Annotated in this window: 28 protein-coding genes; 7 read left to right on the forward strand and 21 right to left on the reverse strand. The window is 61.4% G+C overall.

Features of this window, described 5'->3' with window-relative positions; genetic code table 11:
* Positions 1–165: 165 nt before the first annotated feature.
* Complete coding sequence (locus PV375_RS10365) at positions 166–2,313, reverse strand: ATP-dependent Clp protease ATP-binding subunit (RefSeq protein ID WP_332107250.1); 2,148 nt, start codon at positions 2,311–2,313, stop codon at positions 166–168.
* A 449-nt stretch (positions 2,314–2,762) separates the two neighbouring features.
* On the opposite strand from PV375_RS10365, the gene PV375_RS10370 reads away from it, so the two are divergent.
* Positions 2,763–3,281 carry an SRPBCC domain-containing protein gene (locus tag PV375_RS10370; protein WP_332107251.1) on the forward strand — a complete coding sequence of 173 codons (519 nt, stop codon included), beginning with the start codon at positions 2,763–2,765 and terminating at the stop codon, positions 3,279–3,281.
* 103 nt (positions 3,282–3,384) lie between these two features.
* Here the strand turns inward: PV375_RS10370 and PV375_RS10375 are convergent, their stop codons facing one another.
* Positions 3,385–4,785: a maltokinase N-terminal cap-like domain-containing protein gene (locus tag PV375_RS10375; protein ID WP_332107252.1), complete on the reverse strand. Its 1,401-nt coding sequence runs from the start codon at positions 4,783–4,785 to the stop codon at positions 3,385–3,387.
* Positions 4,786–4,872: 87 nt separating this feature from the next.
* Between PV375_RS10375 and PV375_RS10380 the strand changes: the two genes are divergently transcribed.
* Positions 4,873–5,397 (forward strand): NUDIX domain-containing protein, encoded by a 525-nt coding sequence (locus PV375_RS10380; protein WP_332107253.1) that lies wholly within the window; start codon positions 4,873–4,875, stop codon positions 5,395–5,397.
* Positions 5,398–5,400: 3 nt separating this feature from the next.
* On the opposite strand, the gene PV375_RS10385 is transcribed toward PV375_RS10380, so the two are convergent.
* Together PV375_RS10385 and PV375_RS10390 are read right to left on the reverse strand one after the other, a co-directional pair.
* On the reverse strand, positions 5,401–6,501 hold the full coding sequence (locus tag PV375_RS10385) for a class I SAM-dependent methyltransferase (RefSeq protein WP_332107254.1): 1,101 nt from the start codon (positions 6,499–6,501) through the stop codon (positions 5,401–5,403).
* A gap of 39 nt (positions 6,502–6,540) precedes the next feature.
* The gene (locus tag PV375_RS10390; RefSeq protein WP_332107255.1) at positions 6,541–6,978 is read right to left on the reverse strand and encodes a pyridoxamine 5'-phosphate oxidase family protein; all 438 of its coding nucleotides are present in this window, start codon (positions 6,976–6,978) and stop codon (positions 6,541–6,543) included.
* A 119-nt stretch (positions 6,979–7,097) separates the two neighbouring features.
* On the opposite strand from PV375_RS10390, the gene PV375_RS10395 reads away from it, so the two are divergent.
* Together PV375_RS10395 and PV375_RS10400 are read left to right on the forward strand one after the other, a co-directional pair.
* Positions 7,098–8,336: an NAD-dependent epimerase/dehydratase family protein gene (locus tag PV375_RS10395; protein ID WP_332107256.1), complete on the forward strand. Its 1,239-nt coding sequence runs from the start codon at positions 7,098–7,100 to the stop codon at positions 8,334–8,336.
* Positions 8,337–8,342: 6 nt separating this feature from the next.
* A complete protein-coding gene (locus tag PV375_RS10400) occupies positions 8,343–9,584 on the forward strand; it encodes a glycosyltransferase family 4 protein (RefSeq protein ID WP_332107257.1) in 1,242 nt (413 codons plus the stop codon).
* Between the two features lie 64 nt (positions 9,585–9,648).
* On the opposite strand, the gene PV375_RS10405 is transcribed toward PV375_RS10400, so the two are convergent.
* The 10 genes from PV375_RS10405 to PV375_RS10450 form a co-directional block, all read right to left on the reverse strand.
* Positions 9,649–10,509: a proline-rich domain-containing protein gene (locus tag PV375_RS10405; protein WP_332107258.1), complete on the reverse strand. Its 861-nt coding sequence runs from the start codon at positions 10,507–10,509 to the stop codon at positions 9,649–9,651.
* Positions 10,510–10,677: 168 nt separating this feature from the next.
* Positions 10,678–11,892 carry a hypothetical protein gene (locus PV375_RS10410; RefSeq protein WP_332107259.1) on the reverse strand — a complete coding sequence of 405 codons (1,215 nt, stop codon included), beginning with the start codon at positions 11,890–11,892 and terminating at the stop codon, positions 10,678–10,680.
* A gap of 199 nt (positions 11,893–12,091) precedes the next feature.
* Positions 12,092–12,736 carry a hypothetical protein gene (locus PV375_RS10415; protein ID WP_332107260.1) on the reverse strand — a complete coding sequence of 215 codons (645 nt, stop codon included), beginning with the start codon at positions 12,734–12,736 and terminating at the stop codon, positions 12,092–12,094.
* The gene (locus PV375_RS10420; protein ID WP_332107261.1) at positions 12,733–13,914 is read right to left on the reverse strand and encodes an AI-2E family transporter; all 1,182 of its coding nucleotides are present in this window, start codon (positions 13,912–13,914) and stop codon (positions 12,733–12,735) included. Before PV375_RS10420 ends, PV375_RS10415 begins: the two co-directional genes overlap by 4 nt.
* Before the next feature lie 67 nt (positions 13,915–13,981).
* Positions 13,982–15,400: a replicative DNA helicase gene (dnaB, locus tag PV375_RS10425; protein WP_442903948.1), complete on the reverse strand. Its 1,419-nt coding sequence runs from the start codon at positions 15,398–15,400 to the stop codon at positions 13,982–13,984.
* 383 nt (positions 15,401–15,783) lie between these two features.
* Positions 15,784–16,236, reverse strand: coding sequence for a 50S ribosomal protein L9 (rplI, locus tag PV375_RS10430; RefSeq protein WP_332107262.1), 453 nt, complete (start codon positions 16,234–16,236; stop codon positions 15,784–15,786).
* An 18-nt stretch (positions 16,237–16,254) separates the two neighbouring features.
* Positions 16,255–16,512: a 30S ribosomal protein S18 gene (gene rpsR, locus PV375_RS10435; protein ID WP_201517825.1), complete on the reverse strand. Its 258-nt coding sequence runs from the start codon at positions 16,510–16,512 to the stop codon at positions 16,255–16,257.
* A gap of 90 nt (positions 16,513–16,602) precedes the next feature.
* Positions 16,603–17,142, reverse strand: coding sequence for a single-stranded DNA-binding protein (locus tag PV375_RS10440; protein ID WP_201517824.1), 540 nt, complete (start codon positions 17,140–17,142; stop codon positions 16,603–16,605).
* Positions 17,143–17,190: 48 nt separating this feature from the next.
* Positions 17,191–17,535, reverse strand: a complete 345-nt coding sequence (gene rpsF, locus PV375_RS10445; RefSeq protein ID WP_269141177.1) for a 30S ribosomal protein S6 — start codon at positions 17,533–17,535, stop codon at positions 17,191–17,193.
* 168 nt (positions 17,536–17,703) lie between these two features.
* Positions 17,704–19,020, reverse strand: a complete 1,317-nt coding sequence (locus PV375_RS10450) for an ABC transporter substrate-binding protein (protein ID WP_332107263.1) — start codon at positions 19,018–19,020, stop codon at positions 17,704–17,706.
* 287 nt (positions 19,021–19,307) lie between these two features.
* Here PV375_RS10450 and PV375_RS10455 point away from each other — a divergent pair, with 287 nt between their 5' ends.
* The gene (locus PV375_RS10455; protein WP_332107264.1) at positions 19,308–20,069 is read left to right on the forward strand and encodes an SDR family NAD(P)-dependent oxidoreductase; all 762 of its coding nucleotides are present in this window, start codon (positions 19,308–19,310) and stop codon (positions 20,067–20,069) included.
* Between the two features lie 156 nt (positions 20,070–20,225).
* Positions 20,226–21,437: a type IIL restriction-modification enzyme MmeI gene (locus PV375_RS10460; RefSeq protein ID WP_332107265.1), complete on the forward strand. Its 1,212-nt coding sequence runs from the start codon at positions 20,226–20,228 to the stop codon at positions 21,435–21,437.
* A 5-nt stretch (positions 21,438–21,442) separates the two neighbouring features.
* Here the strand turns inward: PV375_RS10460 and PV375_RS10465 are convergent, their stop codons facing one another.
* The 4 genes from PV375_RS10465 to PV375_RS10480 all read right to left on the reverse strand — a co-directional run bounded on the left by PV375_RS10465 (position 21,443) and on the right by PV375_RS10480 (position 24,707).
* A complete protein-coding gene (locus PV375_RS10465) occupies positions 21,443–21,910 on the reverse strand; it encodes a GCN5 family acetyltransferase (RefSeq protein ID WP_332107266.1) in 468 nt (155 codons plus the stop codon).
* Between the two features lie 76 nt (positions 21,911–21,986).
* The gene (locus tag PV375_RS10470; protein ID WP_332107267.1) at positions 21,987–23,573 is read right to left on the reverse strand and encodes a recombinase family protein; all 1,587 of its coding nucleotides are present in this window, start codon (positions 23,571–23,573) and stop codon (positions 21,987–21,989) included.
* Positions 23,574–23,721: 148 nt separating this feature from the next.
* Entirely contained in the window at positions 23,722–24,471 is a 750-nt protein-coding gene (locus tag PV375_RS10475; protein ID WP_332107268.1) for a recombinase family protein, read from the reverse strand.
* Positions 24,472–24,497: 26 nt separating this feature from the next.
* Positions 24,498–24,707: a dihydroorotase gene (locus PV375_RS10480; protein WP_236587407.1), complete on the reverse strand. Its 210-nt coding sequence runs from the start codon at positions 24,705–24,707 to the stop codon at positions 24,498–24,500.
* Between the two features lie 50 nt (positions 24,708–24,757).
* Between PV375_RS10480 and PV375_RS10485 the strand changes: the two genes are divergently transcribed.
* Positions 24,758–25,327 carry a hypothetical protein gene (locus PV375_RS10485; RefSeq protein ID WP_332107269.1) on the forward strand — a complete coding sequence of 190 codons (570 nt, stop codon included), beginning with the start codon at positions 24,758–24,760 and terminating at the stop codon, positions 25,325–25,327.
* Between the two features lie 274 nt (positions 25,328–25,601).
* Here PV375_RS10485 and PV375_RS10490 read toward each other — a convergent pair whose 3' ends face one another.
* The 3 genes from PV375_RS10490 to PV375_RS10500 form a co-directional block, all read right to left on the reverse strand.
* Positions 25,602–25,976 carry a hypothetical protein gene (locus tag PV375_RS10490; protein WP_332107270.1) on the reverse strand — a complete coding sequence of 125 codons (375 nt, stop codon included), beginning with the start codon at positions 25,974–25,976 and terminating at the stop codon, positions 25,602–25,604.
* Complete coding sequence (locus tag PV375_RS10495; protein WP_332107271.1) at positions 25,943–26,506, reverse strand: N-acetylmuramoyl-L-alanine amidase; 564 nt, start codon at positions 26,504–26,506, stop codon at positions 25,943–25,945. Before PV375_RS10495 ends, PV375_RS10490 begins: the two co-directional genes overlap by 34 nt.
* 92 nt (positions 26,507–26,598) lie before the next feature.
* Positions 26,599–26,796, reverse strand: coding sequence for a hypothetical protein (locus tag PV375_RS10500; RefSeq protein ID WP_317586630.1), 198 nt, complete (start codon positions 26,794–26,796; stop codon positions 26,599–26,601).
* Between the last annotated feature and the right edge of the window lie 136 nt (positions 26,797–26,932).

Raw genomic sequence — 26,932 nt, forward strand, 5'->3', positions numbered from 1 at the left:
CGCGGGCGGAGAGAGCGGGGCGCGCGGCGGCGCGGGCGCGAGGCGGGGCGCGCCCGGGCGGCGCGGCGCATGCGAAAACGCCGGGGCGCTCCGCAAAAAGCGTTGCCCCGGCGTTTTCGCAGAGCGTAGAGCAGTGCCCCGCGGCCCCGGCGTTCGCGCAGCGCGCTACGCGGTCACGAGCGTCAGGCCGTCGTTGTCGGTGGCCACCGACACACGCACGGTGTCGCCGTCGTGCACCTTGCCCGCCAGCAGCGCCCGCGCGAGCCGGTCGTCGATTTCGCGCTGCATCAGGCGACGCAGCGGACGCGCCCCGTAAATCGGGTCGTAACCGCGCTCGGCAAGCCACTCGCGCGCATCCGCATCCACCTGAATCTGCAGCCGCCGCTCGGCCAACCGCTGCTCGAGCTTCTGCACCCCGAGCGCCACGATCTGCGCGAGCTGCTCGGGCGTGAGCGCATCGAAAACCACCAGCTCATCGAGCCGGTTGATGAACTCGGGCTTGAACGCCTGCCGCACCGCCGACATCACTGCCTCGTGCTTCTCGTCGGCCGCAAGCAGCGGGTCGACCAAAAATTGCGATCCGAGGTTTGAGGTGAGAATCAGCAGCGTGTTGCGGAAATCAACCGTCCGCCCCTGCCCATCGGTGAGCCGCCCATCATCGAGCACCTGTAGCAGCACGTCGAACACTTCGGGGTGTGCTTTTTCGATCTCGTCGAACAGCACCACCGAGTAGGGGCGTCGCCGCACGGCCTCGGTGAGCTGACCACCCTGTTCGTAGCCGACGTATCCCGGAGGCGCACCAACCAGGCGCGACACCGAGTGTTTTTCGCCGTATTCCGACATGTCGATGCGCACGATCGCGCGCTCATCATCGAAGAGCAGTTCGGCGAGCGCCTTCGCGAGCTCGGTTTTACCCACGCCAGTGGGACCGAGGAACATGAACGATCCGGTGGGGCGCGAGGGGTCGCTCACCCCGGCACGCGACCGGCGAATCGCATCCGATACCGCCGTGACGGCGGCATCCTGCCCGATCACGCGCTGGTGAAGTTCGCTTTCAAGGTTGAGCAGCTTTTCGCGCTCCGACTGCATGAGCTTCCCCACCGGGATGCCGGTCCAGGCGGCAACGACCTCGGCTATATCGGTGTCGGTAACGTGGTCGTTCACCATCCGACCCTCGTTCGTCTCGGCGGCTTCGGCCTGCTGCAATCGCGTTTGTAGCTGCGGAATTTCACCGTAGAGGATGCGGCTGGCCTGTTCGAGTTTGCCTTCTCGCTGTGCCAGTTCGGCGCGGCGGCGGGCGTCGTCGAGTTTGGTTTTGAGTTCACCCACCTCGTTGAGCTCGGCTCGTTCGCTATCCCATCGCGCCTGCAGTTCGTCGACGTGTGCCTTGAGTTCGGCCATGTCTTCTCGCAGCTGGGCGAGACGCTCTTTGGATGCGTCATCGTGCTCTTTTTTGAGCGCGAGTTCTTCGAGCTTCATGCGGTCGAGCTGGCGACGCTCGGTGTCGAGCTCCACCGGCGACGAGTCGATCTCCATCCGCAGTCGCGAGGCAGCCTCGTCGATCAGGTCGATCGCCTTGTCTGGCAGTTGGCGGGATGGAATGTACCGGTTTGACATGGATGCGGCGGCCACCAGGGCGCTATCGCTAATGGCTACCTTGTGGTGCGCCTCGTAGCGTTCCTTGAGTCCCCGCAGAATCGCGATGGTGTCTTCAACGCTCGGTTCGCCGACGAACACCTGCTGGAAGCGGCGTTCGAGCGCCGAATCGGTTTCGATGAACTCGCGGTATTCGTTGAGCGTGGTGGCGCCAATGAGCCGCAGTTCACCGCGGGCGAGCATCGGTTTGAGCATATTGGATGCGCTGACGCTCGATTCGCCGCCGCCGGCACCCATGAGCGTGTGCAGCTCATCGATGAAGGTGATGATTTCGCCTTCGGCGTCGGTGATTTCTTTCAGCACGGCCTTCATCCGCTCTTCAAATTCACCGCGGTATTTCGCGCCGGCGAGGATGGCGGAGAGGTCGAGTGAGATGAGTCGTTTGTTTTTGAGTGATTCGGGGACGTCACCGGCGACGATTCGCTGGGCGAGGCCCTCAACGACGGCGGTTTTACCGACGCCGGGTTCACCGATGAGCACCGGGTTGTTTTTGGTGCGCCGGGTGAGCACCTGGCTTACTCGACGGATTTCGGCGTCGCGGCCGATAACCGGGTCGAGTTTGCCTGATCGAGCGACCTCGGTGAGGTCGATACCGAATTGTTCGAGTGCGCTCTTGCTCTGTTCGTCAGGAGCCTGCACCCCCTGCATATTGGCCATGCTGGTCTCCTTTCGCTGGCCGTCCGTACAAATTGATCTGCCGACCAGCGCCTGCATCCAAACCCTGAGTCGATCTGACTCAAGTTTAGATCTATCCACAGCCTGTGGAAACTTTCCGCCAGCAATCACAGCCAACACACAGGTTTCACCACAACAGCCGCACCGAAACTCGCCCGGAAAGCAACAAAACCCTGCTGAGCAGGGTTTTGTTGCGCAATCCACTGACACGCGATGCACGAAGCACCCACGCATGACCGCGTCCATTTTCTCACAAACCGGCGCACCAGCGCTCACGTTTGCGCGCACAGAACACCGCAACTCTAGACCTTTTGTTAACCTCATGTTAACCTAAAGTTAACCGGGAGTCCGTCTCGGTGGCCGCAAACTCGGCCAGTCGGTTATTCCGAAACTACATCGGTCGTTCCGACAGACAAAGTTAGGAGGCGAAAATGCCTGAAGTCCACAGCAAGATGAGTGTCCACAACGACACCGTTACAACAGTGCTCTCCGCCGAATCGCGGTTGAGTCGCGAGGTCCTCTGGCGCGCCATCGTTATGCCCGATCAGCTCCGTCACTGGCTCGGCCACGTTGCCGAACCCCTGACCGAAGGCACCGAATTTGTGCTGAGCTACCTCAACGGCAGCGACCACCGGGTCGTCGGCACGGTTACTCGCGCTGATGAACCGAGCACCCTTGAATTCACCTGGCGCTTCAACGGCGGCTCCGAGTCGCAGGTCCGCGTCGACCTCGAAGAGACCGACTCGGGCACCAAGTTCACTCTCACCCGCACGGGTGTAGAGGTCGAACAGGCCGCGGCTGATGCAGCTAGCTGGCACGCCCAGATCGACTTCCTGTCGTTCTGGCTGCACGACCGCATTGCCCTGGGTGCCGCCCTGCGTGAGCGCCGCAACGAACTCATCGGCCAGTACGAGGCCGAGGTTGCGAACGCCCTCTGCGAGCGCGTCTAAACTCCTTCGGGTATGACCCGATGCACGCAGCGCATGTGCTCAACGTCCGAGCACATGCGCTGTTTGCTTTCGTGGCCCAGCCAGCGCCAAGCCAGCGCCCCGCCTACTTCAGCAGCTCAGCGATAGCGCGCACCGGAATCGGCAGCCAGTCGGGGCGGTGCTGCTTTTCATACAGCGCCTCATACACGGCCTTGTCGAGCTCGTAGGCGCGCAGCAGCACTTCGCGGCCGCGAGCCTGCGCCCCGGTGAGCGAACCGGCATCAGCGGCGTTGCTGCATCCGGCTCGGTATCCCTCCAAAAACGCCTTCCGCGCCACCTGCGCCCACTCTCGCGCATATTGCGACTGCCCCGACCCCACCGCGAGCGCACCCGCAACGTAGTCAAATGAGCGCAGCATCCCGGCCACATCGCGCTGCGGCACATCGGGTGCGCAGCGGTCGGCGAGCGGGCGCAGCGGCTCTCCCTCGAAGTCGAGCAGCACCCAGCCACGGTCGGGCACAGCGAGCACCTGCCCAAGGTGATAGTCGCCGTGGATGCGCTGCAGCTGCGGCCATTCGACCCCGGCGGCTTCGTCGTATACGGCGTTAATCTGGTCGGCATATTGGCGCAGTTCGGGTACCGCTTCGGCTGCCATGCGGTAGCGGTCGCGCATCTGGTTGATCGCATCCCGCACAATGGCGCGGCCGGGCTGCACGGTTGGCATGACCCGCTGCAGCACATCGTGCACCTCGGCGGTTGCTTCGCCCAGTGAGTGCGCCAGCTGCGAAAAATCGTCGCCGCGTTCTGCGGCACGCAGCGCGACGCGCCACGCATCCTCAACACCGAAAAAATATTCGGCCGCAAAGGCGAGGTGTCCCGAAACCTGTTGTCCACTGGGGTCGGGCCACACGCCCGCGAGCGCACCGAATGCCGGCGGCACCCGATACGAACCGGATGCGGCGATCGCGGTTTGCAGCACCACATCGGGATTTTCTCCGGGGTGCAGGCGTCGGAAAATTTTGATGATGAGCGGGGATGCGGCGCTACCGTCACCCGCGCGGAATTCGCAAATGATTGAGGTGTTGGATTGTTCGCCCTGCAACACTCGCGAGCTCACAAATTGCCCGACCGTGGCTCCCGGCATTGGCTGCCCGTAGGCGCGCACCGATTCGTTTTCGCCGGCGAGTTCTTGTTCGTCGGCGATAGCTTTGATGAGCGCGCCCACGAAGGCGGGGTCGTGGCAGCCGTCGACCAGCGCGGCCCGGCCGCCGTGTTCGCGCACCGGCCCGATAAAGCCGAGCGCCTCTACTTCGGCGTCGACATCGCGTACTACGAGCGGCACCTGGTAGCTGGCGTCGGTGGCGGCGTCATAGACAATTGCCACGGTGATTAGCCGCACCTGGTCGAGACCGGATGTGGTGAATTCAAAACTCCCCAGTAGCCGCAGTTTTGCGGGTGTCGTTGATGCCGCGTACCAGCGCTGTTTGGGCATCCATTCGGCCAGTAGGTCGAGCACCTGTGACATATGTCTCCTTGGTCGGGGGTTTTCAGGTTATCGCTCAATTGCTGGCAGCAGCGTGTGCCGGAGGGGCTGTGGCGTACGCTTTTTGACATGGTGCTGCCACAGGTGTGTGTCACGTATTTGCTGCGTGAGTCGGAGGGTGTGCTCGAGGTGTTGCTCGGCAAAAAGCGGCGCGGGCTGGGTGTGGGCAAGCTCGTGGGGCTGGGTGGCAAGCTGCATCCCGGCGAGCATCCGCGCAGCGCGGCGGTGCGTGAGATCGATGAGGAGTCGGGCCTGTTTGTGGCAAAAGAGTCGCTGCAACCGGTGGGGATGCTCACGTATTTGTTTCCCACGAAGCCGGCCTGGTCGCAGGAGTCGTGGGTGTATTTGTGTCGCGATTGGATTGGCGAGCCGGTTGATTCGGATGAACTCTCGCTGAGTTGGTATTCGGTGGCGAAATTGCCGCTTGGCGAGATGTGGTCGGATGCACAGTTTTGGTTGCCGGCGGCGTTGCGCGGCACGTTCACGCGCACGAGCTTTGTGTTTGGTGCGGATTTGTCGACGGCGGTGGCCTGCGATAATCCCGATTTTGGGCTGCCGGCGGTGCCGCCGCCCGGTTCGCTCACCGGCGAGTGAGCGTTACCGCTTCCGGTCAACCGCGCTCGCAGTCTGCCGCGCGCTGCGGGTGACGATGAATTTTGCATTTGCCGCCAGCTGTTCGGTTGGCCCGACAAGCCGCTCGAGCTGCGGTCGGTGCCGCAGATGCGAGTTGAACACGGTGTAAAGCTCACCGCCGGGTTTAAGCAGTCGGGCCGCGGCGGCGAACAGGTGGTTGGCCATGGTGCGGTCGACTTCGCGGCCCTCGTGAAATGGCGGGTTGAGCAACACCAGGTCGGCGCACGCATCCGGTAGTCCGGCGCCGGCGTCGGCGCGGTGGGCGGTTACGGTCACCCCGTTTGCGGCGGCGGTGGCGGTGGCCGAGCGCACTGCGGCCGCTGAACGATCGGTGGCGATGATGCGGGCTGCGGGCCAGTTGCGGGCCGCCCAGCTGGCGAGGATGCCGGTGCCGCAGCCAAGGTCGATGACGGTGCTCGGTTCGGTGGCGGGTGGTGCGGTTTCGAGGGTTTCGAGGGTTTCGAGCAGCAGCCTGGTGCCGATATCGAGTTTGGCGCCGGCAAAAGCGCCCCCGAACGCGCACACCGTGAGGTCGAGTTCGGCGATTTGCGCGGTGGCGGGGATGCGCGGCGGCTGGTTTGTGAGCGCATCGCTCGCCACCAGGGCCCGCGATTTCCGGTAGCCGAGGGATGCGCGCACCCGCGCGTAGTGCTGCTCGAGCACCTCGTTCATCGAGCGGGTGAGGTGTTTTTCGCGGGCGCCGAGGATCACGCGCGCTGCGGGCAGTTGGCGGGCGAGCTCCTGTGCCTGTTCGGCAAGTTCGGCGAGCGATTTGGGCAGCAGCCCCACCGCGAGCGCGACCGTCTCGCCAGCATCCGCATTGTCAACCGAGTCAGAACCGCCAAGCTCGGTCAGCTCCCGCTCGATAGCGCCCTCGGGCAGCGGCATGGTGAACCCGGTGTCGCAGCAGGCGATCACCCGTTCGGCGCCGGCCGCGAGGGTGGCTCGCACCAGCTGGGCGTCGGGTTCGTCGAGCACCACGACCGTGCCGTTGATCCCACCGGTTGCTGCGGCCTCGCGCAGCACCACGTCGATCGGGCCGGGCACAGTCAGCTGAGTTGTCACAGATGACAAGGTACCGGCAGCGCCGCTGGATGCGGCGAACTAGGCGATTGTTTCGGGCTCTGCCTCGGGCTCGGGTCCAATCGTGAACTCGCGGCCGCTGATCGAATCGATTTCGAGCACGGCGATGTGTTCTTTCACGGTGGGCAGCAGCGGTTGCGGCTTGATGCTGCCGAGCTCGGCGAGTTCTGCATCCGTTTCGATCAGCCGCGCTTGCCCGCGCGCCACAACGCTCCAGGCGTGTGCGTCGATGAGTTCGTCGACCTCGAACAGCACCTCTTGGGCTGCGATAAATCCGGCGAGTTTTGTTCCGGGTGCCGTGCGGAACACGATGCGTTCGCCGTCGGTGTCGTAGTTGACCGGGAAGACTTCGATGATGTCGCCAACTCGTTCGATCACTCGACCCAGTCGCTGCGTTTTTAGCAGTTCTTTGGCGCGTGCTTCTGAAAGTACCTGCAGTGGTTCTTGGTTGTCGGCCATGGCTTTAGCTTGGTACTGCAGGCTGAAAACTTTACGTTACCCGGGCCGCTTAGCATGGATGAAATGTGCGCCGCATCCGTGACGGCACACCTGTTGATACGGCACTACGGGAGATTCACTTGAAGATCGCAATTCTCGGTGGCGACGGCTTCTGCGGCTGGCCCACCTCGCTCCACCTGTCGAACCTCGGCCACGATGTGGTGATTGTCGATAATCTGTCGCGTCGCCGCATCGATGACGAACTTGGCGCATCTTCGCTCACCCCGATTGCCAGCATCGAAGAGCGTGTTGCCACCTGGCGCGAGCTCACCGGCAAGTCGCTCGAGTTTGTCAATATTGATGTGGCGCAAGACTATGACGCGCTGCTCGCATTTTTTGTCGACCAGTCGATTGACGCGGTGGTGCACTTTGCCGAGCAGCGCGCCGCCCCCTATTCGATGAAAAACTCGACCACCAAGCGCTACACGGTCGATAACAACATCAACGCGACCAACAATGTGCTCACCGCCATTGTCGAATCGGGTCGTGACATTCACCTCGTGCACCTCGGCACTATGGGCGTGTACGGCTATGGCACCGCGGGGATGAAAATTCCCGAGGGCTACCTCACCATTCAGGTCATGAGTGATGAGGATGCGGACGGCAACCCGACCGAACAGCACCTGGTGAGCCAGGAGATCCTCTACCCCACCAACCCGGGTTCGGTGTATCACCTCACCAAGGTGCTCGACCAAAACCTGTTCGCCTACTACGCGAAGAATGACCGGCTGCGCATCACCGACCTGCACCAGGGCATCGTGTGGGGCACCAACACCAAAGAAACCGCGATGGATGAACGGCTCATCAACCGTTTTGACTACGACGGCGACTATGGCACCGTGCTCAACCGATTTTTGATGCAGGCGGCCGTTGGCTATCCGCTCACCGTGCACGGCACCGGTGGCCAGACGCGCGCGTTCATCCACATTCAAGACACGGTGCGCTGCATCCAGATCGCGCTCGAAAACCCGCCGGCAGCTGGCGATCGGGTGATGATTTTTAACCAGATGACCGAAACTCACCGGGTGCGCGACCTGGCGGCACTGATCGGGAAGATCGCGGATGCGAAGGTTGAGAACGTGCCGAACCCGCGTAATGAGGCGGCCGAGAACGAGCTGCACGTGGTGAACGAAACGTTCATCGACCTGGGGCTCAACCCCACGAAGCTTGCCGAGGGCCTGCTGCTCGAGGTCACCGATATTGCTCGCAAGTACGCCGACCGCGCAGATCTATCGAAGATCCCGGCTCGCTCGCTGTGGACAAAGAACCAGCATGCCGGTGTGCCCGAGTCGGTGGCACAGGCGGCAGAAAACAAGTAGTCGCCCATGCGGATCGCGCTGTTCACCGAGGTCTTCCTGCCGAAGATCGATGGTGTGGTGACCCGCGTGCTGCGCACGATCGAGCAGCTCACGGCCCTGGGCCACGAGGTGCTGGTGTTCGCACCGGGCCACCCGCCGTCGAACTATGCCGGTGCGCGGGTGGTGCCGGTGAACTCGGTGCCGATGCGGCCCTGGTATCCCGAGTTGAAGCTCGGGCTGCCCACGCCGAATATTGCGCGCGAGGTTGAAGAGTTCGCTCCGCATGTGGTGCACCTGGTGAACCCGGTGGTGTTGGCCGCATACGGGGCGCTCTCGTCGACGCGGCGCGATCTGCCGATGCTCGCTTCGTTTCACACCGACACCCCACAGTATGCGGATGCACTGGGGCTCGGCCGGATTCGTAGGGCCGGCACCGCCTATCTCAAGTGGATTCATAATTTGGCCGAGGTGAACCTGTGTACGTCGCCGCAGATGGTGGCTCGCGCTGAAGAGATCGGTTTTGAGCGGGTTGATCTGTGGCCGAAGGCAATTGACACGGTGAACTATCGCCCCGAGGCGGCTTCGGCGGGGATGCGCGAGCGGCTCACCGACGGGCATCCCGACGACAAGCTCATGATTTATGTGGGCCGGATGTCAAAAGAAAAGGATCTGCGCGAACTCTTGGAGCCGATCAAGCGGTTGCAATCGCGCGGGGTGCGGCTGGCGATGGTGGGTTCGGGCCCCGATCGTGACGAGCTGCAGGCCGAGTTCGCCGGCACTAACACGGTGTTTACCGGCTATATGTCGGGTGAAGATCTGGCTTCGGCGTTCGCTTCGGCGGATGTGTTTGCGTTCCCGTCGACCACTGAAACGCTCGGTTTTGTGGCGCTCGAGTCGATGGCTTCGGGCGTGCCGGTGGTGGGCGCCCGCGCGGGCGGTATTCCGTTTGCGGTGACCGACAACCATTCGGGGCTGCTGTTTGAGCCGGGTGACACTGACGATTTCACCGAGAAGCTCGAGCGGTTGTTGTTTGACGACCAGCTGCGTCACGAGATGGGTGTGGCCAGTCGCGCTGAGGCGCAGCAGCACTCGTGGCGTAGCGCCACCGAAAAGCTCGTGGAGTTTTATGAGCTGGCAATTTCGCGCCACTGGCAGCGCGCGCACCTGCTCGACACCTATTCAATTCCGATGCGCTTTTTTGGTCGGCCGATCCCCCGCCCCACCGATCTCAACCCCGCTCTCACCGGCGATCCCGCATCCGCCAACTAGCCTCAAACGCATGGGGCCCACGGCTTTAAGCCGTGGGCCCCATGCGTTTGCTCAGACTGAAGACCTACTCTTCGACGAGGGTGAACTCGACGTCGTTTTTGAGGTGGTTTTCAAAGTCGCTCTTCGAATACGATGGCCAGTCACCCGAGCTGGCGCCGGTGCCGCTCATATCTCCGCAACCGGCGATGAACACCACCGAGTCTTCCGACTCGGGGAATACCCGCATCGCCAGCCAGAACTCGCCCGACACCTCGTCGCTTTCGCCCTTGGCGGTGGCCAGCTGGAATTCGACCGGGATGCCGTTGGTGTCTTCGAGAGTGATGGTGCCCTCGATCTTTTTTTCCATCCCCTCGGGCATCGAGCCGCTGTTCACCAGGTCTTCAAATGCTTCTTCGCGTGATTTGCCCTCGAAGTCGGTCGGATCGAATGACTGCAGGTTTCCAAACGCGAAGCAGGTGTTGTCGTCGTTCATCGCGGTGAACGATCCGGGGGTTTCGTATCCCGAGAGGGTGTAGTCGCCGGTGTATTCGATCGACATATCGGCGATACCGGTGTCGGCGTCGAGGCTGTATTTGCCCGCCCCGCCACCGAACAGCGCCATACCGCCGAAAATACCGCCCACAATCAGGGCAACGGCGGCAACCGCTACGACGGCCCACACCCACGGGCTGGTCTTTTTATTACCGCGCTGGGGTGGTTGCTGGCCGTAACCACCCTGTGTTGGTTCCTGGCCGTAGCCGCGCTGGGGTGGTTGCTGGCCGTTGCCGGCAGGCTGACCGTAACCGCCCTGTGTTGCTGGCTGGCCATAGCCGGCCTGGGCTGGCTGCTGGCCATAGCCACCCTGCGCTGACTGCTGCGGTGCGCCGCCATTGGGGTTTTGCTGGGGCGGCTGACCGTCACCGGCGGGTGGGAACTGGTTCGACACGGGATCTCCTTCACGTTGCTGACTCACATCAAACGCTGCGGCGACCCTACCGACCCCGCCTTACCGCGAGGGTGAAATCTCCCCACTCGACGGCAAATGTCATTCGCTAGAACGAAAGGGCCCACGGCTTCAAACCGTGGGCCCTTGACGTTTTTGTCGAGTGAAGATCTACTCCTCGGTGAGGGTGAACTCGACGTCGTTCTTGATGAAGTCTTCGAACTCACCCTTCGAGAACGAGGGGTCTGACGAGCTGCCGCCGCCGTAGCCACCGAGGTCGGCGCAACCGGCCATGAACATCAGCCCGTCTTCCGAGTCTTGGAACACGTGCATGGCAACCCACATCTCGCCCTTGAACTGGGCAGAGTCGCCCTTGATGTTAGCGAGCTGGAATTCGACATCAATACCCTCGGTGTCTTTCAGGGTGATGGTGCCCTCGGTCGAGATTTCCATGCCATCGGGCATACCCTCGCCTTTGAGCTGCTCCTGGATCGCCTCGTCCATCGACTTGTCTTCGAGCACGCTCACGTCAATGGTCGAGAACTCGCCCCCTACGTAGCACGACATGTCACTATTCGAGGCGCTGAAGCTCGATTCGCTGCCGTAGCCACCGTCGTCGTAGTCACCGTTGTACTTGAGTGTCACATCGGCGATACCGGTCTTGGAGTCGACACCGTACTTGCCGCCACCGCCGCCGAACAGGGCCATGGCACCGAACACACCGCCGACGATGAGGGCAACCGCAACAACCGCGACGACGATCCACACCACCGGGCTGGTCTTCTTCTTGCCGCCCTGCTGGGGCTGCTGACCGTAGCCGCCCTGCTGGCCGTAGCCGCCGTAGTTTTGCTGCTGCGCGTAGGCACCGTAGCCGGCCTGCGCATCCTGACCCTGCTGACCGTACGAACCGTAACCCTGCTGGCCCTGCTGGCCATACGAGCCATAGCCGCTCTGGCCCTGCTGACCCTGGTTGCTCTGCTGACCGTACGACCCGCCGTAGCCCTGCTGGCCCTGCTGGCCACCCTGGTCACCGTACGAGCCGTAGCCGCTCTGGCCGCTCTGCTGGTTCTGCTGGCCACTCTGGTCGCCGTACGAGCCATAACCGGGCTGCGCATCCTGACCCTGCTGGCCGTACGAACCATAGCCGCTCTGGCCCTGCTGGTTCTGCTGGCCGCCCTGGTCGCCGTACGAACCGTAACCGGGCTGCGCATCCTGGCCACCCTGCTGGCCGTACGAGCCGTAACCCTGCTGGTTGTAGTTCGACTGCGACTGGTAGCCCTGGTAGCCCGGAGTCGAAGCACCGTATCCGCTGTTCGACTGGTCGCCGCCGTAGGGCTGGTTCTGGTTCTGCTGTCCGTCGCCGGTGGGCGGGAACTGGTTCGACATTCCTTCTCCTCTGCGTCGAGCCGCTTTTCGCTGACATGAACGGCGTCGTCGTGAACGGTGTCGTCATTGCTGACTGCGTCAAGTGTCGCCTTAACTGGTGTGACGTTACCCGACAAATGTGTCATCTGCGTGACTAGCGGGTGTATCGCGGCAATTTTTTGGAAATATCCCTCGTTTGCCGTATTTCTCGGCCGCTCAGCTAGGGAGTCGGGTAGATGCGCACGAGCACATCGGTGAGCAGCTCGCTCATCCCCTCGAGCGAGGCATCCTCTTCATCGGCACACAGCAGGGTGAACAGCACATAGTCGCCCGAACCGGCAAACACCCGTGCGGCAGTGGCCGTGTACACCCCGTCCTGATATCCCTGCGGAAAATAGAGCAGTTCGGCGGTGGTGTGATCGGCGTCGATAACCACCTTCGTGCTGCCTTCGGCCTGCGATTTCAGGCCGCCAACCCGCATCACCTCGGCGGTTGCATCCGCGTCATTGTCAAAACGATCGAGGTCAATGTTGGTGCCGGCCACCGCACCTACCTGCCATGTGAAGGCGCACACATCCTCGCCATTAGCGGCGAGGCTCGCGTACTGCGGCCCCTGCCCGGTTTCGGGATCTGCCGCCACGACGTGCTGCCAGGTGTCGGAGCTGGGATCGAAGCGCACCCGCGGGCTCGCGCTGAGCGCGATGCGCTGCTCGATTTGCAGATCGGGTTCGAGTCGTTGAAATCCGAGCCAGAACGCCAATGCCACGGTCGACAAGAACACCACTGTGCCGATCACGGTAATGACCGGCACGTTGCGCGGGTTTTCTTTGGGTCGCGGGATGCGCGCGAACAGGTCGCCGATCACGCGGTTTCGTCTCGTTCGGGGGTTTCGGGATGCGATTTACTCGCGTCGGTTGCCTGGCCGGCCGCGGCGACCGCATCCGCCGAATCGGCGCCGTTATCGGCGCTGTCGTCATCGTCATCGAGCTTCGGTTTTGAGTCGAGCAACAGCCCGATCCACTGCTTATCGGGGTCGGCGTCGATGAGCACGGCCTTCACAAACAGCGTCGCCGGCAGCGCCAGTAGCGCACCCACCGGCCCCAGCGCAAACGCCCACACGAGCAGCGAAATAAACGACACCGTCGGGGTCACGCCCACCGCATCCCCGGCAACCTTCGGTTGAATAAGCGATTGCAGCACGAAGTTGATGAGCGACCAGACCACGATCACCAGCAGCGCACTCATCGGACCGTTCGCGAGCAGCGCCATCAGCGCCGGCGGAACCAGACCGATAACGAACCCGATATTGGGGATGTAGTTGGTCAAAAACGAGAACACACCCCACACCAGCGCCAGCGGCACCTGCATGAATTCGAGCGCGATCACATCCAGCACCGCCACGATCACACCGAAAAGCGTGGTCACCACCCAGTAACGGCTCACTCCGCGCGAGAACGTGTCGAGGGCGCTACCGGCATTGGGGCGCACCCGACGGATGGCACGCATCCGTGGTTCAAAGCTGATGGCGTCGAAGAAGATGAAAAAGATGACCACCAGCAGCGTGGTCAGCAGTGCTGCGACGCCGCCAATATTCGATGCCAGCCCCTGCAACATCCCCACAATCGCGCTCGGTGAGAACGCCTGCTGGGCCTGTCGCAAAATCTCATCCTGGGTGATGCCGAAGGTGCCCAGCCACTCGATGAGCGAGCTGTAGAGGTCACCGAATTGGGTGGAGTATTTCGGTAGCTCTTGGATGAGCACCGCCACCGACCAGATCATCAGTGCCACGAACGCGATAAGCAGCACATACACCGTTAGCGCACCGATGATGCCGGCGAGGATGCGCGGCAGTCCGCGGCGAATCAGCCAGTGCATCAGCGGGGCTACGGCGAGCACGAGGTTGAGGCCCAAAAATACCGGGGTGACAAATGACGCCACCTGCTGCAGCGCCACCAGCCCGATGACTGCGAGTACGAAAGCGGCGAGGATGTAGAACGCGCGAGGATGCCGCTGGGTTACGGTTTCGCTCGTCGCTGCACTCATGTTTACCCTTCCGCGCGTCACTGCATCCGGGTGGTTGTGGTCATGCCGGATGCTCACCCTGCGAATTCTACGCGGGCGGTGGTGCGAATCCACCGCTGGCGGGTGGTTGCTGGCCGGGTGCGTAGTCGACGAATCGTGAGAGGTGGCCTTGGAAGAGCACGGTGACGGTATCGGTGGGACCGTTACGGTGTTTGGCGACGATGATGTCGGCCTCGTAGGCGCGCGGGTGGTCTTTGTCGTATGCACCTTCGCGGTGCAGCAGGATGACCATGTCGGCGTCCTGCTCGAGCGAACCTGACTCGCGCAGGTCGCTGATGGCGGGTTTTTTGTCGGCGCGCTGTTCGGAGTTTCGGTTGAGCTGCGACAGCGCGATAACCGGCACTTCGAGTTCTTTGGCGAGCAGTTTGAGGGCGCGCGAAAACTCGGAGACTTCTTGCTGTCGCGATTCAACGCGCTTACCCGAGGTCATCAGCTGCAGGTAGTCGATCACCACGAGTTTGAGGCCGACCTTTTGTTTGAGTCGGCGGCATTTGGCGCGGATTTCGACGAGCGTCATATTGGGTGAGTCGTCGATGTACAGCGGTGCATCCACGATTTGCCCCTGGGTGCGGGCGATGTTTTGCCAGTCTTCGTCGGTGACTTTGCCGGTGCGCAGCGATTGCAGTTTCACGCTGGCTTCGGCCGAGAGCAGACGCATGGCAATTTCGGCGCGGCTCATTTCGAGCGAAAAAAAGATCGTTGGCAGCTGGTTGTGCACTGCGGCTGAGCGGGCGAGGTCGAGCGCGAAGGTCGATTTACCCAGACCGGGCCGGGCGGCGATGATGATGAGCTGGCCGGCGTGCAAGCCGTTGGTGAGCGCATCGAGGTCGCGGAATCCGGTGGGGACGCCGGTGAGTTCGCCGCCGCGGTTTTGGGCGGCTTCAATTTCGTTTTGGGCGTCGCCGAGGGCGATGCTCAGCGGCACATAGTCTTCGGTTTCGACGCCGCCGGTGACGCCGTATATTTCGGCCTGGGCCTGGTTAACGAGTTCAACCACTTCGCCTTCGGCTCCGTAGCCCATTTGCACGATGCGGGTGCCAGCTTCGACCAGGCGGCGCAGCACGGCGCGTTCGGCGACGATGCTGGCGTAGTAGCCGGCGTTGGCGGCGGTGGGCACAATGCCGGCGAGGGTGTGCAGGTATTCGGCGCCGCCGGCGCGCTGCAGGTCGCCGGTTTTGGTGAGCTGGTCGGTTACGGCGATGACGTCGGTGGGTTCGCCGGCCGCGTAGAGGGTTTGGACGGCGTCGAAGATGATTTCGTGTTTGGGCACATAGAAGTCGACGCCGCGAACACTTTCGACCACATCGGCTACCGCATCCTTTGACAACAGCATTCCGCCCAGTGCCGATTGTTCGGCGAGCAGGTCGTGTGGTGGGGTGCGAACGCTCTCGTGGTCGTCGCGCGAGCTGTTGTCGCCGGTGTGGGTGTTGAAGTCTGTGAGCGTCATTTTGGGGTTGAACCGTTCTTGTGCACTGAGCGAACCATACGACGATTTTCGCGATTCCACGAGTCGGCCTGTGGATAACTTGTGGAGGAAATGCAAACAACTTGCGGCATCAATGTGGATAACCTTCGCGGTCCTGTGGATGCATCCTGAATACTCTTCAAAATATCCCGTCTGACCGGGGATTATTTTAACTTATGAGCCGATCTAAACTACCTGAAGTTGAGCTTGAAGGTTCGCTTTTTTGGCCGGATGGAAAACTTTTTGCGGATTTTTCCCACAGCCGTATTGACAGTTATCCACAGATCTGCAACAAAAACGGTGCGGGTCGCATCCCCCATATCAGGATGCGGCCCGCACCGTTTTTGATGCGCGTAGCGATCAGGCTAGCGAGCCTGGATCACCTGCAGCTTCGTGTTGGCCTCAATGTCGTTACCGAGCTTCACGATGATGAAGTGGTCACCGAGGGTCTTCACCGGAGCCGGGAAGATCACCTTGCGCTTGTCGATGGTGCCGATGCCCTGCTCGGCAACGGCGTCAGCGACGTCGGCAGGGCGAACCGAGCCGAACAGACGGCCGTCGGCGCCAGCCTTGACGTAGACCTTGACGATCGCGGCTTCGAGCGAAGCCTTGAGTGCCTTGGCGTCTTCGACAGTCTTGAGCTCGCGGGCCTCGCGTGCCTTACGCAGCGCAGCAACCTGCAGCTCGCCGCCGCTGGTCCAGTGCACGGCGTAGCCCTGCGGAACCAGGTAGTTGCGGGCGTAGCCGTTCTTGACCTCGACAACGTCGCCGGCCTCGCCGAGACCGTTCACTTCGTGAGTGAGGATAACCTTTGCCATTTTTGTATCCCCTTTCGCTTAGCGGCCCGAGCCGGCGTAGGGAAGCAGTGCCATTTCGCGAGCGTTCTTCACTGCGCGAGCAATGAGACGCTGCTCCTGAACCGAGACGCCAGTGATGCGGCGTGCGCGGATCTTGCCACGTTCCGAGATGAACTTACGGAGGGTTGCGACGTCCTTGTAGTCGATGACGCCAACCTTGATGTGCTTTGCGGGTGCGACGGGCTTAGCCTTGGCGCCGCGACCCTTGCGGCGGTCGCCGCTTGACTTTCCAGCCATGGTTGCGAATTCCTTTACTGAGTTTCTCTCACGCTCACCGCATCCGTTCATGGATGCGCGTGATGCGCTGCATAGGTGAACGAGCTCGACCTAGAACGGTGGCTCGTCGGTGAATCCATCCGACATTGGCGCGGCCCAACCGCCCTGCGACTGGCCGCCCTGCTGCGGCCGTGAGTTACCCCACGGTTCTTCCGCCTGCGGAGCCTGCTGCTGAGGAGGTGACTGCATCTGACGCTGCTGGCCACCGCCGTAGTTGCCGCCGCCGCTGGTCGATTTGGTGACCTGTGCGGTCGCGTAACGCAGCGAGGGGCCGATCTCGTCGATATCAAGCTCGAAGGTCGTACGCTTTTCACCCTCGCGGGTTTCGTACGAACGCTGCTTGAGTCGGCCCTGTGCGATCACTCGCATACCGCGAGTCATCGACGAAGCGACGTGCTCAGCAAATTCGCGCCATACGGATGCGCGGAGGAACAGTGCTTCGCCGTCTTTCCATTCGCCCGACTGGCGGTCGTACACCCGAGGTGTTGAGGCAATGGTGAAGTTGGCCACTGCCACGCCATTGGGTGTGTAGCGCAGTTCGGGGTCGGCGGTGAGGTTTCCCACCACGGTGATGATCGTGTCGCCTGCCATGTTGACTCCCTGATGTCGTCTGGATGCTGCTACAGCTGAAGGTAGCTGCTACGCCTCGGTGGCAGCTGCGTCGGCTTCAGCCTTGGCGGCCTTGAGTCGAGCGACAGCCTCTTCGGCACGCAGCACCTTGGTGCGCATGACGGCTTCCGAGAGCTTGAGCTGACGGTCGAGCTCGAGAGCTGCGTCGGGGGTCGAGGTGAAGTTGACGACGGCGTAGATGCCCTCGCTCTTCTTGTTGATCTCGTAGGCCAGCTTGCGGCGGCCCCAGATGTCGGTGTTCTCAATCGAGCCACCGCTAGTGCGGATCACATTGAGGAACTTGTCGAGGCTCGGTGCGACGGTGCGCTCGTCGATGTCGGGATCGAGGATCACCATGAGCTCATACTGATGCACGAGTAACCCACCTCCTTTGGTCTTGAACGGCTGCAGACGGTCTGCAGCAGGAGGGTTGTTGCATCGCTGCCACGGCACGGATGTGACGGGGCAACCTGTCGAGCGTAGCAGTTGCTACGCCCGACACGCCACCTATTTATCGGTTGATATTGCGAAACGGGATGCGGTCTACGCGACCTTGTCGGCCGCATCCTGTGCTTTTTGTAGCCCTTCTTTCACGGGAGTTTTGCCAAGGAAGACTTCCTTGAGCGGCGGAGTGAAGGCTTCAGCCTGGGCGCCGTAGTTTTTACCGATTACCGGCGGGAAGGGTTCGCGGCCTTCGAGCACTGTGAAGAAGGGGCTGGTGTCGACGCCCTGCTCTTGCCAGTAGGCGTCGTAGTCGGCGCGAGCGTCGGTTACTGCGGGGATCGCGGCGCCCGAGTCGGCGATGTATTTGGCGCCTTCGGCCGAGCCGAGCCATTCGAGCAGTTTTTGCTGCGCTTCGGGGTATTTGGTGTTGGTGTTTCCGGCCACGATCACCGCGGGGGCGGTGGTGCCCTTACCGGCGGGGCCGGCAGGGATTTCGGCGGTCTGCCATTCAAAGTCGGCGTTGTCGTTGACCTGCGCGAGGTTGTAGGTACCCGACTGGAATACGGCGAGCTTGCCCTGCAGGAACAGTTCGCGGGTGTAGTCGCCGTCGTCGTTGGTCGATTCGGCGGGCGGGGCTACGTGGTACTTGTTGATGAGGTCAACGATGTACTGGTAGGCCTCAACGGTCTTGGGGTCGGTGAAGGTGAGCTTGCTGCCGTCTTCGTTCTGGTAGGTGCCGCCGTTCGAGGCGATGTAGTTGAGCTGGATGTTTTGCAGCTCGAGTGCGGCGCTGTAGCCGTAAGTTTTGACTCGCTTCGGGTCGAAGTCGGGCGAGGCGGCGTTGTTGCCGTTTTCGTCGATGGTGAGTTTTTGCAGCAGCGGCAGCAGGGTGTCTTTTTCGGGGTCGGGGTTCCAGGCCGCGTTCGAGAGTTCTTCGGCGGTGACGCCGGCTTCGGCGAGCAGTTCGCTGTTGAGGTAGAGGCCGGTGCCGCCGTCGGTGAGCTGCGGAACGCCGTAGAGCGCATCCTCGTAGAGGTATTGCTGCACGGCCGATTCGGCCCAGCCTTCGCGGGCATCCTTACCGAGGGCGTCGTCGATGTTCACCAGTGATCCGGCCGCGGCATAGTCTTCGAAATAGGCGCCGTTGAGCCAGAAAAGGTCGTCGCCGCCGCCCGAGCCGACTTCGCTGCGCAGGGTGGTGAAGTAGTCGCTCCAGGGCACGACGTTGAGTTCGACGTCGATGCCGGGGTTGGCGTCTTCGAATGCGGCGATCGACTCTTCGTAAACGTCGGCGACTTTTTCGTCCCACAGGCGCAGGGTGATTTTTGCTTCGTCGCCGCCCGCGCTCGTGCAGCCGGCGAGGGCCAGCGCTGCGGCACCGGCAACCAGGGCTGCGGTGATCTTTCGAATGTTCATGTCAATTGCCTCCAAGTGGGTGGTACACCGCTGATTGTCACGCCGTCTTGGCCGCGAAACGCGGAGCATGAATAATCATGTTGCGCCTACAACTTATGATGGCGCATGGATTTTTGTCCATTGTGGCACTTTTCGGTACCGAGCGCGCAGATGCATCCGTTCGCATGTAGTTCGGCGTCATATTTCTCGGATGCGGCCCGCGCTCGCGGGCGTGAATCCCAGCCACTTTTCGGGTGCCAGAACTAGGGTTCAGGGCGACAGGCCATGCAACTCAAGGGGGAACGAAGATGTTTGGAAAAGAGTTCAAAGACCGCGTCGCACTCGTCACCGGCGGTGGCTCGGGCATCGGTGAGGCAACGTGCAAGCTGCTCGCCGAGTACGGCGTAAAGCTGGTTGTGTCGGATATCAACAAGGAGGGCGCCGAGCGCGTTGCCGGTGAAATTGAGGCGGCCGGCGGCACCGCGATTGCTGTTGTGGGCGACACCTCGTCGAAGGGAGACAACGAGCGCATGGTGCAGGCGGCCGTTGAGGCCTTCGGGCAGCTCAACTATGCAGTGAACAACGCGGGTATTGGTGGGCCGCAGGCACCCGCCGGTGAAACCGACCTCGAGGCGTGGGACAAGGTCATCGGCATCAACCTCAACGGCGTGCTGTACGGCATGCGCTACCAGATTCCAGAGATGCTGAAGGCGGGCGCCGACAAGTCGGCGATCGTCAACATGGCTTCCATCCACGGCACGGTGGCGGCCCTCGGTAATGGTGCGTACACCGCCGCCAAGCACGGTGTTGTGGGCATCACGAAAAACGCCGCCGCCGAGTACGGTCCCGAGGGTCTGCGCATCAACGCGGTGGGGCCCGCCTATATCGAGACTCCGCTGCTGCAGAACCTGCCGCCCGAGGCCTATGAGGCACTGAAGGGCAAGCACCCGCTGGGTCGTCTCGGACAGCCCGATGAGGTTGCGAAGCTCGTGGTGTTCTTGCTGTCGGACTACGCATCGTTCATCACGGGTAGCTACCACCTGGTTGACGGTGGTTACACCACGGTCTAAGCGATATGCGTCGTGCAGATGAGCGTCTGCACGGGCTGAACATAAGCGGCAGCCACCGCCCTGGCCATGCCTCACGCATGGCGGCGGTGGCTGCCTTTACTATCGGGTGGGACGAACCACCGCCGGTTCGCCCACCCGACCCGAAATGAGGCGTGTATGGCAAACGATTTCATTGCTGAACAGCGAGCCCGTGTTGAGCGGGCGCGTGAGTTTGCCGAGAAGTGGGCCGGGCGCGGCTATGAGAAGGGCGACACACACTCGTTTTGGCTTGAGTTGCTGCGCGATGTGGTGGGAATGGCGGATGTCACCACGAACGTGCGCTTTGAGCAGTCGACCAGCGAGCGCGGCTTTATTGACGTGGTGATTCGCGATGCCAAAACGGTGATCGAGCAGAAGTCGCTGGGGGTTGATCTCGATCGACCCGAGCTACGTCAGGGGGTGCCGGTTACGCCGTTTGAGCAGGCGAAACGCTATGCCGATTCGCTTCCCAATTCGCAGCGGCCCGACACGATCATCGTTTGTGATTTCGATCATTTCCGCATCCACGATCTTGATAGCCAACGGCCGGCCGAGAACTACACGGCGTTTCGCTTGGCCGAGCTGCCGGAACAGCTGCATCTGCTCGACTTTTTGATTGATCCGAAGCGGATGCGGCAGGCGCGTGAAGAGCGCGTCTCGCTGCAGGCCGGTGAGCTGATCGGCAAGCTCTACGAGATGTTGCGTGAGTGCTATATCGATCCCGATAGTGAGGCGAGCCGGCACTCGTTGAACGTGCTGTGTGTGCGGCTGGTGTTCTGCCTGTTTGCAGAGGACGCCGGGCTGTTCCCGAAGAACGCGTTTTACCGCTATTTCAAGGGGATGCCGGCGGCGCAGGTGCGCGGGGCGATGAAAGAGCTGTTCGCGCATCTGCGTGCAGCGCCTGAAGATCGCGACCCGTATGCGTCGGCGCAGCTGAGCGAGTTCCCGTATGTGAACGGTGGGTTGTTTGAGGCCGAGGTTGAGGTGCCGAACTTCACCGACGAGATCATGCAGGTGTTGCTTGAAGAGGTGAGCAGCGACACCAACTGGTCGGAGATTTCGCCGACGGTGTTTGGTGGTGTGTTCGAGTCGACGCTGAACCCCGAAACTCGCCGCTCGGGTGGGATGCATTACACCTCGCCCGAGAACATTCACAAGGTTATCGACCCGCTTTTTCTTGACGGGCTCACCGCCGAACTCGAGTCGATTGTGGGCAACACCGCGCAGGGTGCGGGTAACCGGGCCAAGGCGCTGCGCCGCTTCCACGACAAGATCGCCTCGCTGACGTTTTTCGAAACTTTCATGCCACAACGGATACAAACGCGCGCCAACTACGATTTAGCCGCTTGACTGGTTCACTTCCAGCGAGCGAGGGTCATGGGCCGATCTTCCAGGGAAACGAAGAGCTTGCGGTAATGGGGATCCCCGTCTTTACGCGGGTAATAGTGCCAGCCAATTCCTGCCCAAAACTCGTCAGCGCCTTCGGAGAAAGCGATCAAGGGGTAACCTGCGTAGTGGCTGATCAGATGCCTTGCAAGCTCAGCCCCATAGTGCTGTCGGCGAAGGTCATGGCGGATCTCAAAGAACCAGATCTCTTTGGTTGGCACCGTCGAGTCAACTCCGATATAGCTATCGGAGAGCGGCCAATCTGTCACCTCAGCACGCCCGACTTCCACACTATCGGCAAGAAACTGGATGTACTCTTTGCCACCCAGGGTGTCGTCGCCGACTCGTCCAGCCCTGTCGTGCCACCAGCGGTCATCGAATCCCTCGACCACCTGGAACGGCGTCACGTAGTTCTCAACTTGCTGAAGAATTTTCAATTGTAAGCAATCCACCACTCCAAGACTACGCGAGCGCCCACCAGGTTCTGGCAGGCGCTTAGATGTGGATACTGGGTTACTGTTTGATGGCTACTACTTGGGTGCTGCCGTCGCGGAAGTGGAAAGTCACCGTACCGTCGATGTTAACGGTGCCTTTGTCGAGCAAAGCTACGCAGAGGTATGGGTTGAAGGCCAACTGTTCAAGTTCAAGGTTGGCGGTCTCTTGCCTGTAGTAGTGGTAGGCGGCTAGTCGGTTGTGCTTGTTGTGGATTTCGTCGACCACGGCAGCGTGCTCAGCTAACAGCGCCTGGTGCTGTTCGTGGCTAGCGTTGAACGCCTTCTCGTAAACCTGTTGGTCTTGCGCGACGCGTGCGTTGTGGGTGATTAGTGATTCGAGCTTTTTCGCTACCTGGTCGATCTGGGCGATCAGTCCGGCTGCTTCGACTTCGAGGTCGCTGGTGTCGAGCGCGTCGAGTACGGCGTGGTTGACGGTGTCATCGGCAGGTGAGCCGAAGCGGAGGCGGATAGCCTCGAGGAACATGTACTTGAGTCGTTGATCGCTGATGTGCCCGGTGGCGCATTTTTCCTGGCCTGCGTATTTGTGGCCGCACCGCCAGATGACCTTCTCGTACTTACTGCCCGCGTGCCAGGTTTTCGAGCCGAAGAAGTGCCCGCACTGGCTGCACTCCAAGGTCGATGAGAAGGGCCGGGTGCGATGCTGGGTTCGCTGATCTCTAGCCCCTTTAGCTATTTCGGCTTGGACGAAGTCCCACACTGCCGGGCTGATGATCGCCTCATGGCTGGCGGTGACGTAGTACTGGGGTACTTCGCCTTGGTTGATGACTTGACGTTTCGTCAGGTAGTCAGCGATGTACGACTTCTGCAGGAGGGCGTCACCCTTGTATTTCTCGTTGGTGAGAATCGCTCGTATGGATCGGTAATACCAGGTCTTGTTGCCTGCGGCGGTGAAGGTCTCTGGTTCGTCGGTGAGGGTGCGGGCGATCGTTCCGATGGACATGCCACCTAAGTACATGTTGTAGATCCGGCGCACCAGTTTTGCCTGCTCGGGGTTGACGAGGAGGTTGCCGTCTTCGCCTTTGTCGTATCCGAGGAAGCGAGAGTATGGGACGGTGACCTTGCCGTCGGCGAAGCGTTTGCGGTGTCCCCAGGTGACGTTTTCTGAGATGGAGCGGGCTTCTTCTTGCGCCAGCGAGCTCATGATGGTGATGAGGAGCTCGCCTTTGGCGTCGAAGGTCCAGATGCCTTCTTTTTCGAAGAAGACCTCCACGCCTTTGTCTTTGAGGGCTCGAACGGTGGTGAGCGAGTCGACGGTGTTGCGGGCGAACCGGGACACGCTCTTGGTGATGATCAGGTCGATCTTGCCGTCGAGCGCGTCGGTGACCATCTGCTGGAATCCGGCGCGGTGTTTGGTTGAGGTGCCTGTGATGCCTTCATCGGTATAGACCTTGACGAACTGCCAGCCCGCGTGGTCGCTGATGTAGCGGGTGTAGTAGTCGACCTGGGCTTCGTAGGACGTCACCTGATCGTCGTGGTCGGTGGACACGCGGGCATACCCGGCGACCCTGCGCAGGGTTGTCTGTCCAAGTGGAGCACCAGTGTGGAGAGCTCGGGTGGCGGGGATTGCTGTGACGGTGCGGGCCATTTAGCGTTCGCCTCGCTCGGCGCGCAGGCGCTCAGCCTCTGCCTTGGCCACGGCCCGGTACTTCGCCAATGCTTCTGGTGGTGTTGGTGCTTGCCGTGGGTTGTTCAACCCGAGCCTTTTGGCTTCTGCCCAGCGGGCACGCAAGAGTTCACCCCAGGCGGCTTTTCTTGCTGGGGTCCACGAGCTCTTCTTCAGGTTTGGTCGCCACGTGTGCGAGCTGCTGGTGCCATCGGTGTAATGAAACGTGTAATGGTCTTTTCCCTGCACAGATCCAGTGCTCGGTGGAGATCGAGTTTTGGGTTTTCGGATTGCGTACGTTGCGCACAAACGAGCAATCGCAGGACACGCATTTGATCTTCGACGTCAACGCCACAGTTTCGATGGACCAGTTCGCGCGGGCCCCGAGTTCACGGCGGCGTGCGATCTCGGTTTGAACCGCGACGAAGGTGTCGCGGTCGATGATCGCGGGGATCGCGTTTTCCACCAGGTATTGCGGCAACTGGCCGGTGTTGCGTACTGCTCGTCCAGGCCTGCCTTCCGGAGTGGACCAACGGCCCAACAGGAGGTCGCCGGTGTAGTGCGGGTTCTTCAGGATGTGACGGACCCATTCGCCGGGCATCTTGTTATCAGCCAGGTGTGGAACCCTGCCTTCGGCGATGAGCTGCGCGGCCATCTTTTCGCACGAGGTCTTCTTCATGTACTGGTCGAATATCCAACGCACCACGGCTGCTTCTTCTTCGATGATCTGCACGTCGGTGCCGTCAGCGGAGTCGGTGTAACCGTACAGGTGGAAGCCGTTCGCTTTGCCTTCTTCGAAGCCTTTCCAAATGCGCCACTTCACGTTTTGGCTGATTTGCTCCGATTCTGCCTGCGCGAAAGACGCCAGCAGGGTGAGCATGAGTTCTCCGTCAGCGGGTATTTCTCCTAGTCAGACAGGGTTTCAGGTTGTATCCATACATCACTCAAACCCTCGAGATAGTCAACGAAACTGGCTCTTTGTAGGGCGGCTAGCGGCGCATCTGGGGCGTCGAGGCGCTGGCAGACGGTGATGGCTTCGCGTGGGGTGAGGATGCCGCGTTCGAGAAGCTTCTTGACCTGCGTGAGTTGGTGATGAGCCGTCAGCTCGGCTGCCATGTTCATCGTTTACCGCCACGTGTGTTGAAGCGGTGCTGGATGTAGCACGGGTGGCAGCAGTACTTGCGTTTCACCTGGCTCGTGCGAGCAACAGTGACCTGTCGGTGGCAGTTCGCGCAGACCAGTTCTTCGGTGACCACTCTGCGGTGGGTGGCCCACCAGGCTCGTCGACAGGCCTTGGAGCAGAACTTCGATCCTTGCCGGAGCTCGATTGGCTTGCAGCAGTGCAAACACCACACTCCAACTGGGTCGCTGACCTGCTCAACGGCAGGATCGACGGTGATGCCGTGTCGCAGACAATAGGTCTTGACACTGTTGGCGTTGAGATCCAGGTGCGCGGTGATACGAGAGTAGGCAACCCCCGCAGCGCGCATCATCTGAATGTGATGGCGATCAGTCTGGTTCAGAGCCATGAGCAGGCCCTCCTGGCAACGAGGCGAAAGGTGGTCGCCTATACGCCGGTTGCACCAGACGAAACCGGACAGCAGAAACAAAGCTCCCTGCCGCGTTCGCACCCGTGGCTGGGTTTGCGCCTCTATTCAGATAAGGCAGTTATTCTTTGCTCAATTCACAATGCGGGCCGATCGACGTGTGAACCGCGACAGAGCAAGGGCGGGTGAAGATGACTGACGACGACTTTGAACTCCCGGTGTTTGTCGACGACCAGTCGTACTGAACCTGTTCAGAATGCGGCTCAGATTGTGTCCCTGACCCGTTTGCTGCAGGCGAAGGTGAAGGCATCCGTATCGCGTTCATCTGCCCGAGCTGTGGAGTGCAGTCCGTCATCGACCCGTTCGACGACCTGCGGTAAACACCAGCTCCGCAAACGCAGAAAAGGCCCCGCCACCACCTCGATGAAGGTGATGACGGGGCCAAGGGTTGATTTCGCGTGGGTTAGCTGATGCCGAGCTTCTCGTTGACGCGTTTCTGCACAGCGGCGTAGTTGGCTCCGAGGCGGCGCTTGCGTTCCTCGCCGTTGCCATAGTCTCCACGGATCACCGCATCAGCCAGGGCATCGATGTTGACGGAGGGCTTGGTGGGGTTTCCTCCGGTGAGCTTCTCGTTGACGCGCTTCTGCACGGCCGCGTAGTTGGCTCCCAGGCGGCGTTTGCGTTCCTCGCCGTTGCCGTACTCGCCTCGGATGACCGCGTCGGCGAGGGCGTCGATGTTGGCGGAGGGCTTGGGTGCGGGCGGTGTGGGCTTTGCCGGTGGTGTCGGGGCGGGCTTGGTGCCGCTCATGCGGTCGTACCAGTACTGGGCGCGTGCCATGTAGGCCGCATGCTGGCTTCCTGCCAGCGAGGCCGGGCATTCGGTGGCAGAGAAATGCTTGTGGCCGAACGGGCACCGTTGTCGAGGCAGGCCTCGGAGATACGCCAGGGCTTGGAGGAGATGTCGGCGTGTTCGATACCGATGGAGGTGGTGTTGGCTTCCCAGTTGCCTGCATGCCAGGCGGTGTCGCGATCCCAGACGAGCTGGCCGATCCGGCCGCCTGAGTCGACCTGGTAGTGGGCGGATGCTTGGCGGGTCTGCCACACGTCCCAGATGGACTTGATGGTGAGGTTGCCTGCGTTGTGGTGGATGATGACCTTGTTGATTTTCCGGCCGCTTCGCCCGGCACTGTAGTGCTTGTTCATCAGCCGGTTTTCGTCGGCTTCGAGGGTGGCCCAGTTCTTCATCAGAGGTTCTCCTTTTCTGCTGAGGTGGTGGTTTGGTTGGGGGCCTCCGAGGAACGCGCCGATGACGGCCCCGACCCCGGCCAGGCCGGTTTGGATCGTGGCCCAGATAGCTTTGAGCGACATAGAAAGTGGGTTCCTTCCCGTTTGTGGGCACACGACAAAGGCCCGTACCCAGGTGGTCGGGGTACGGGCTTTCCGTGTAAGCCAGATGTGGTTTACAGGTTGGGGCTAGTGAGGACGTCCAAAACTGTGTCGGTTAGGTCGAGGCTGCCGGTCGACGGACCGACTTCCTCGACGTGTTCGGGGCTGTTTTCGGTTGGTGGGACAGGCACCGGGTCGGGCTGGGCTGGTTCGATCGGGTGAATCACCACTTCCTCGCCATCACCTGCTTCGGCTGAGGTTTTCTCACTCATCGGTGTCATCGACCTCCGCTGTCCTCACTGCGTCATGTTGGGCTGCTTCTACAGCGTCGAACAGAACGTTGTATGCCTCCGCCTGCTCACCGGCTAAGGGCTCGTCGTAGTCGGCTAGCAGCTGTGCGATATCGGT

Source organism: Gulosibacter sp. GYB002 (assembly GCF_036577665.1).
Classification (GTDB): domain Bacteria; phylum Actinomycetota; class Actinomycetes; order Actinomycetales; family Microbacteriaceae; genus Gulosibacter; species Gulosibacter hominis.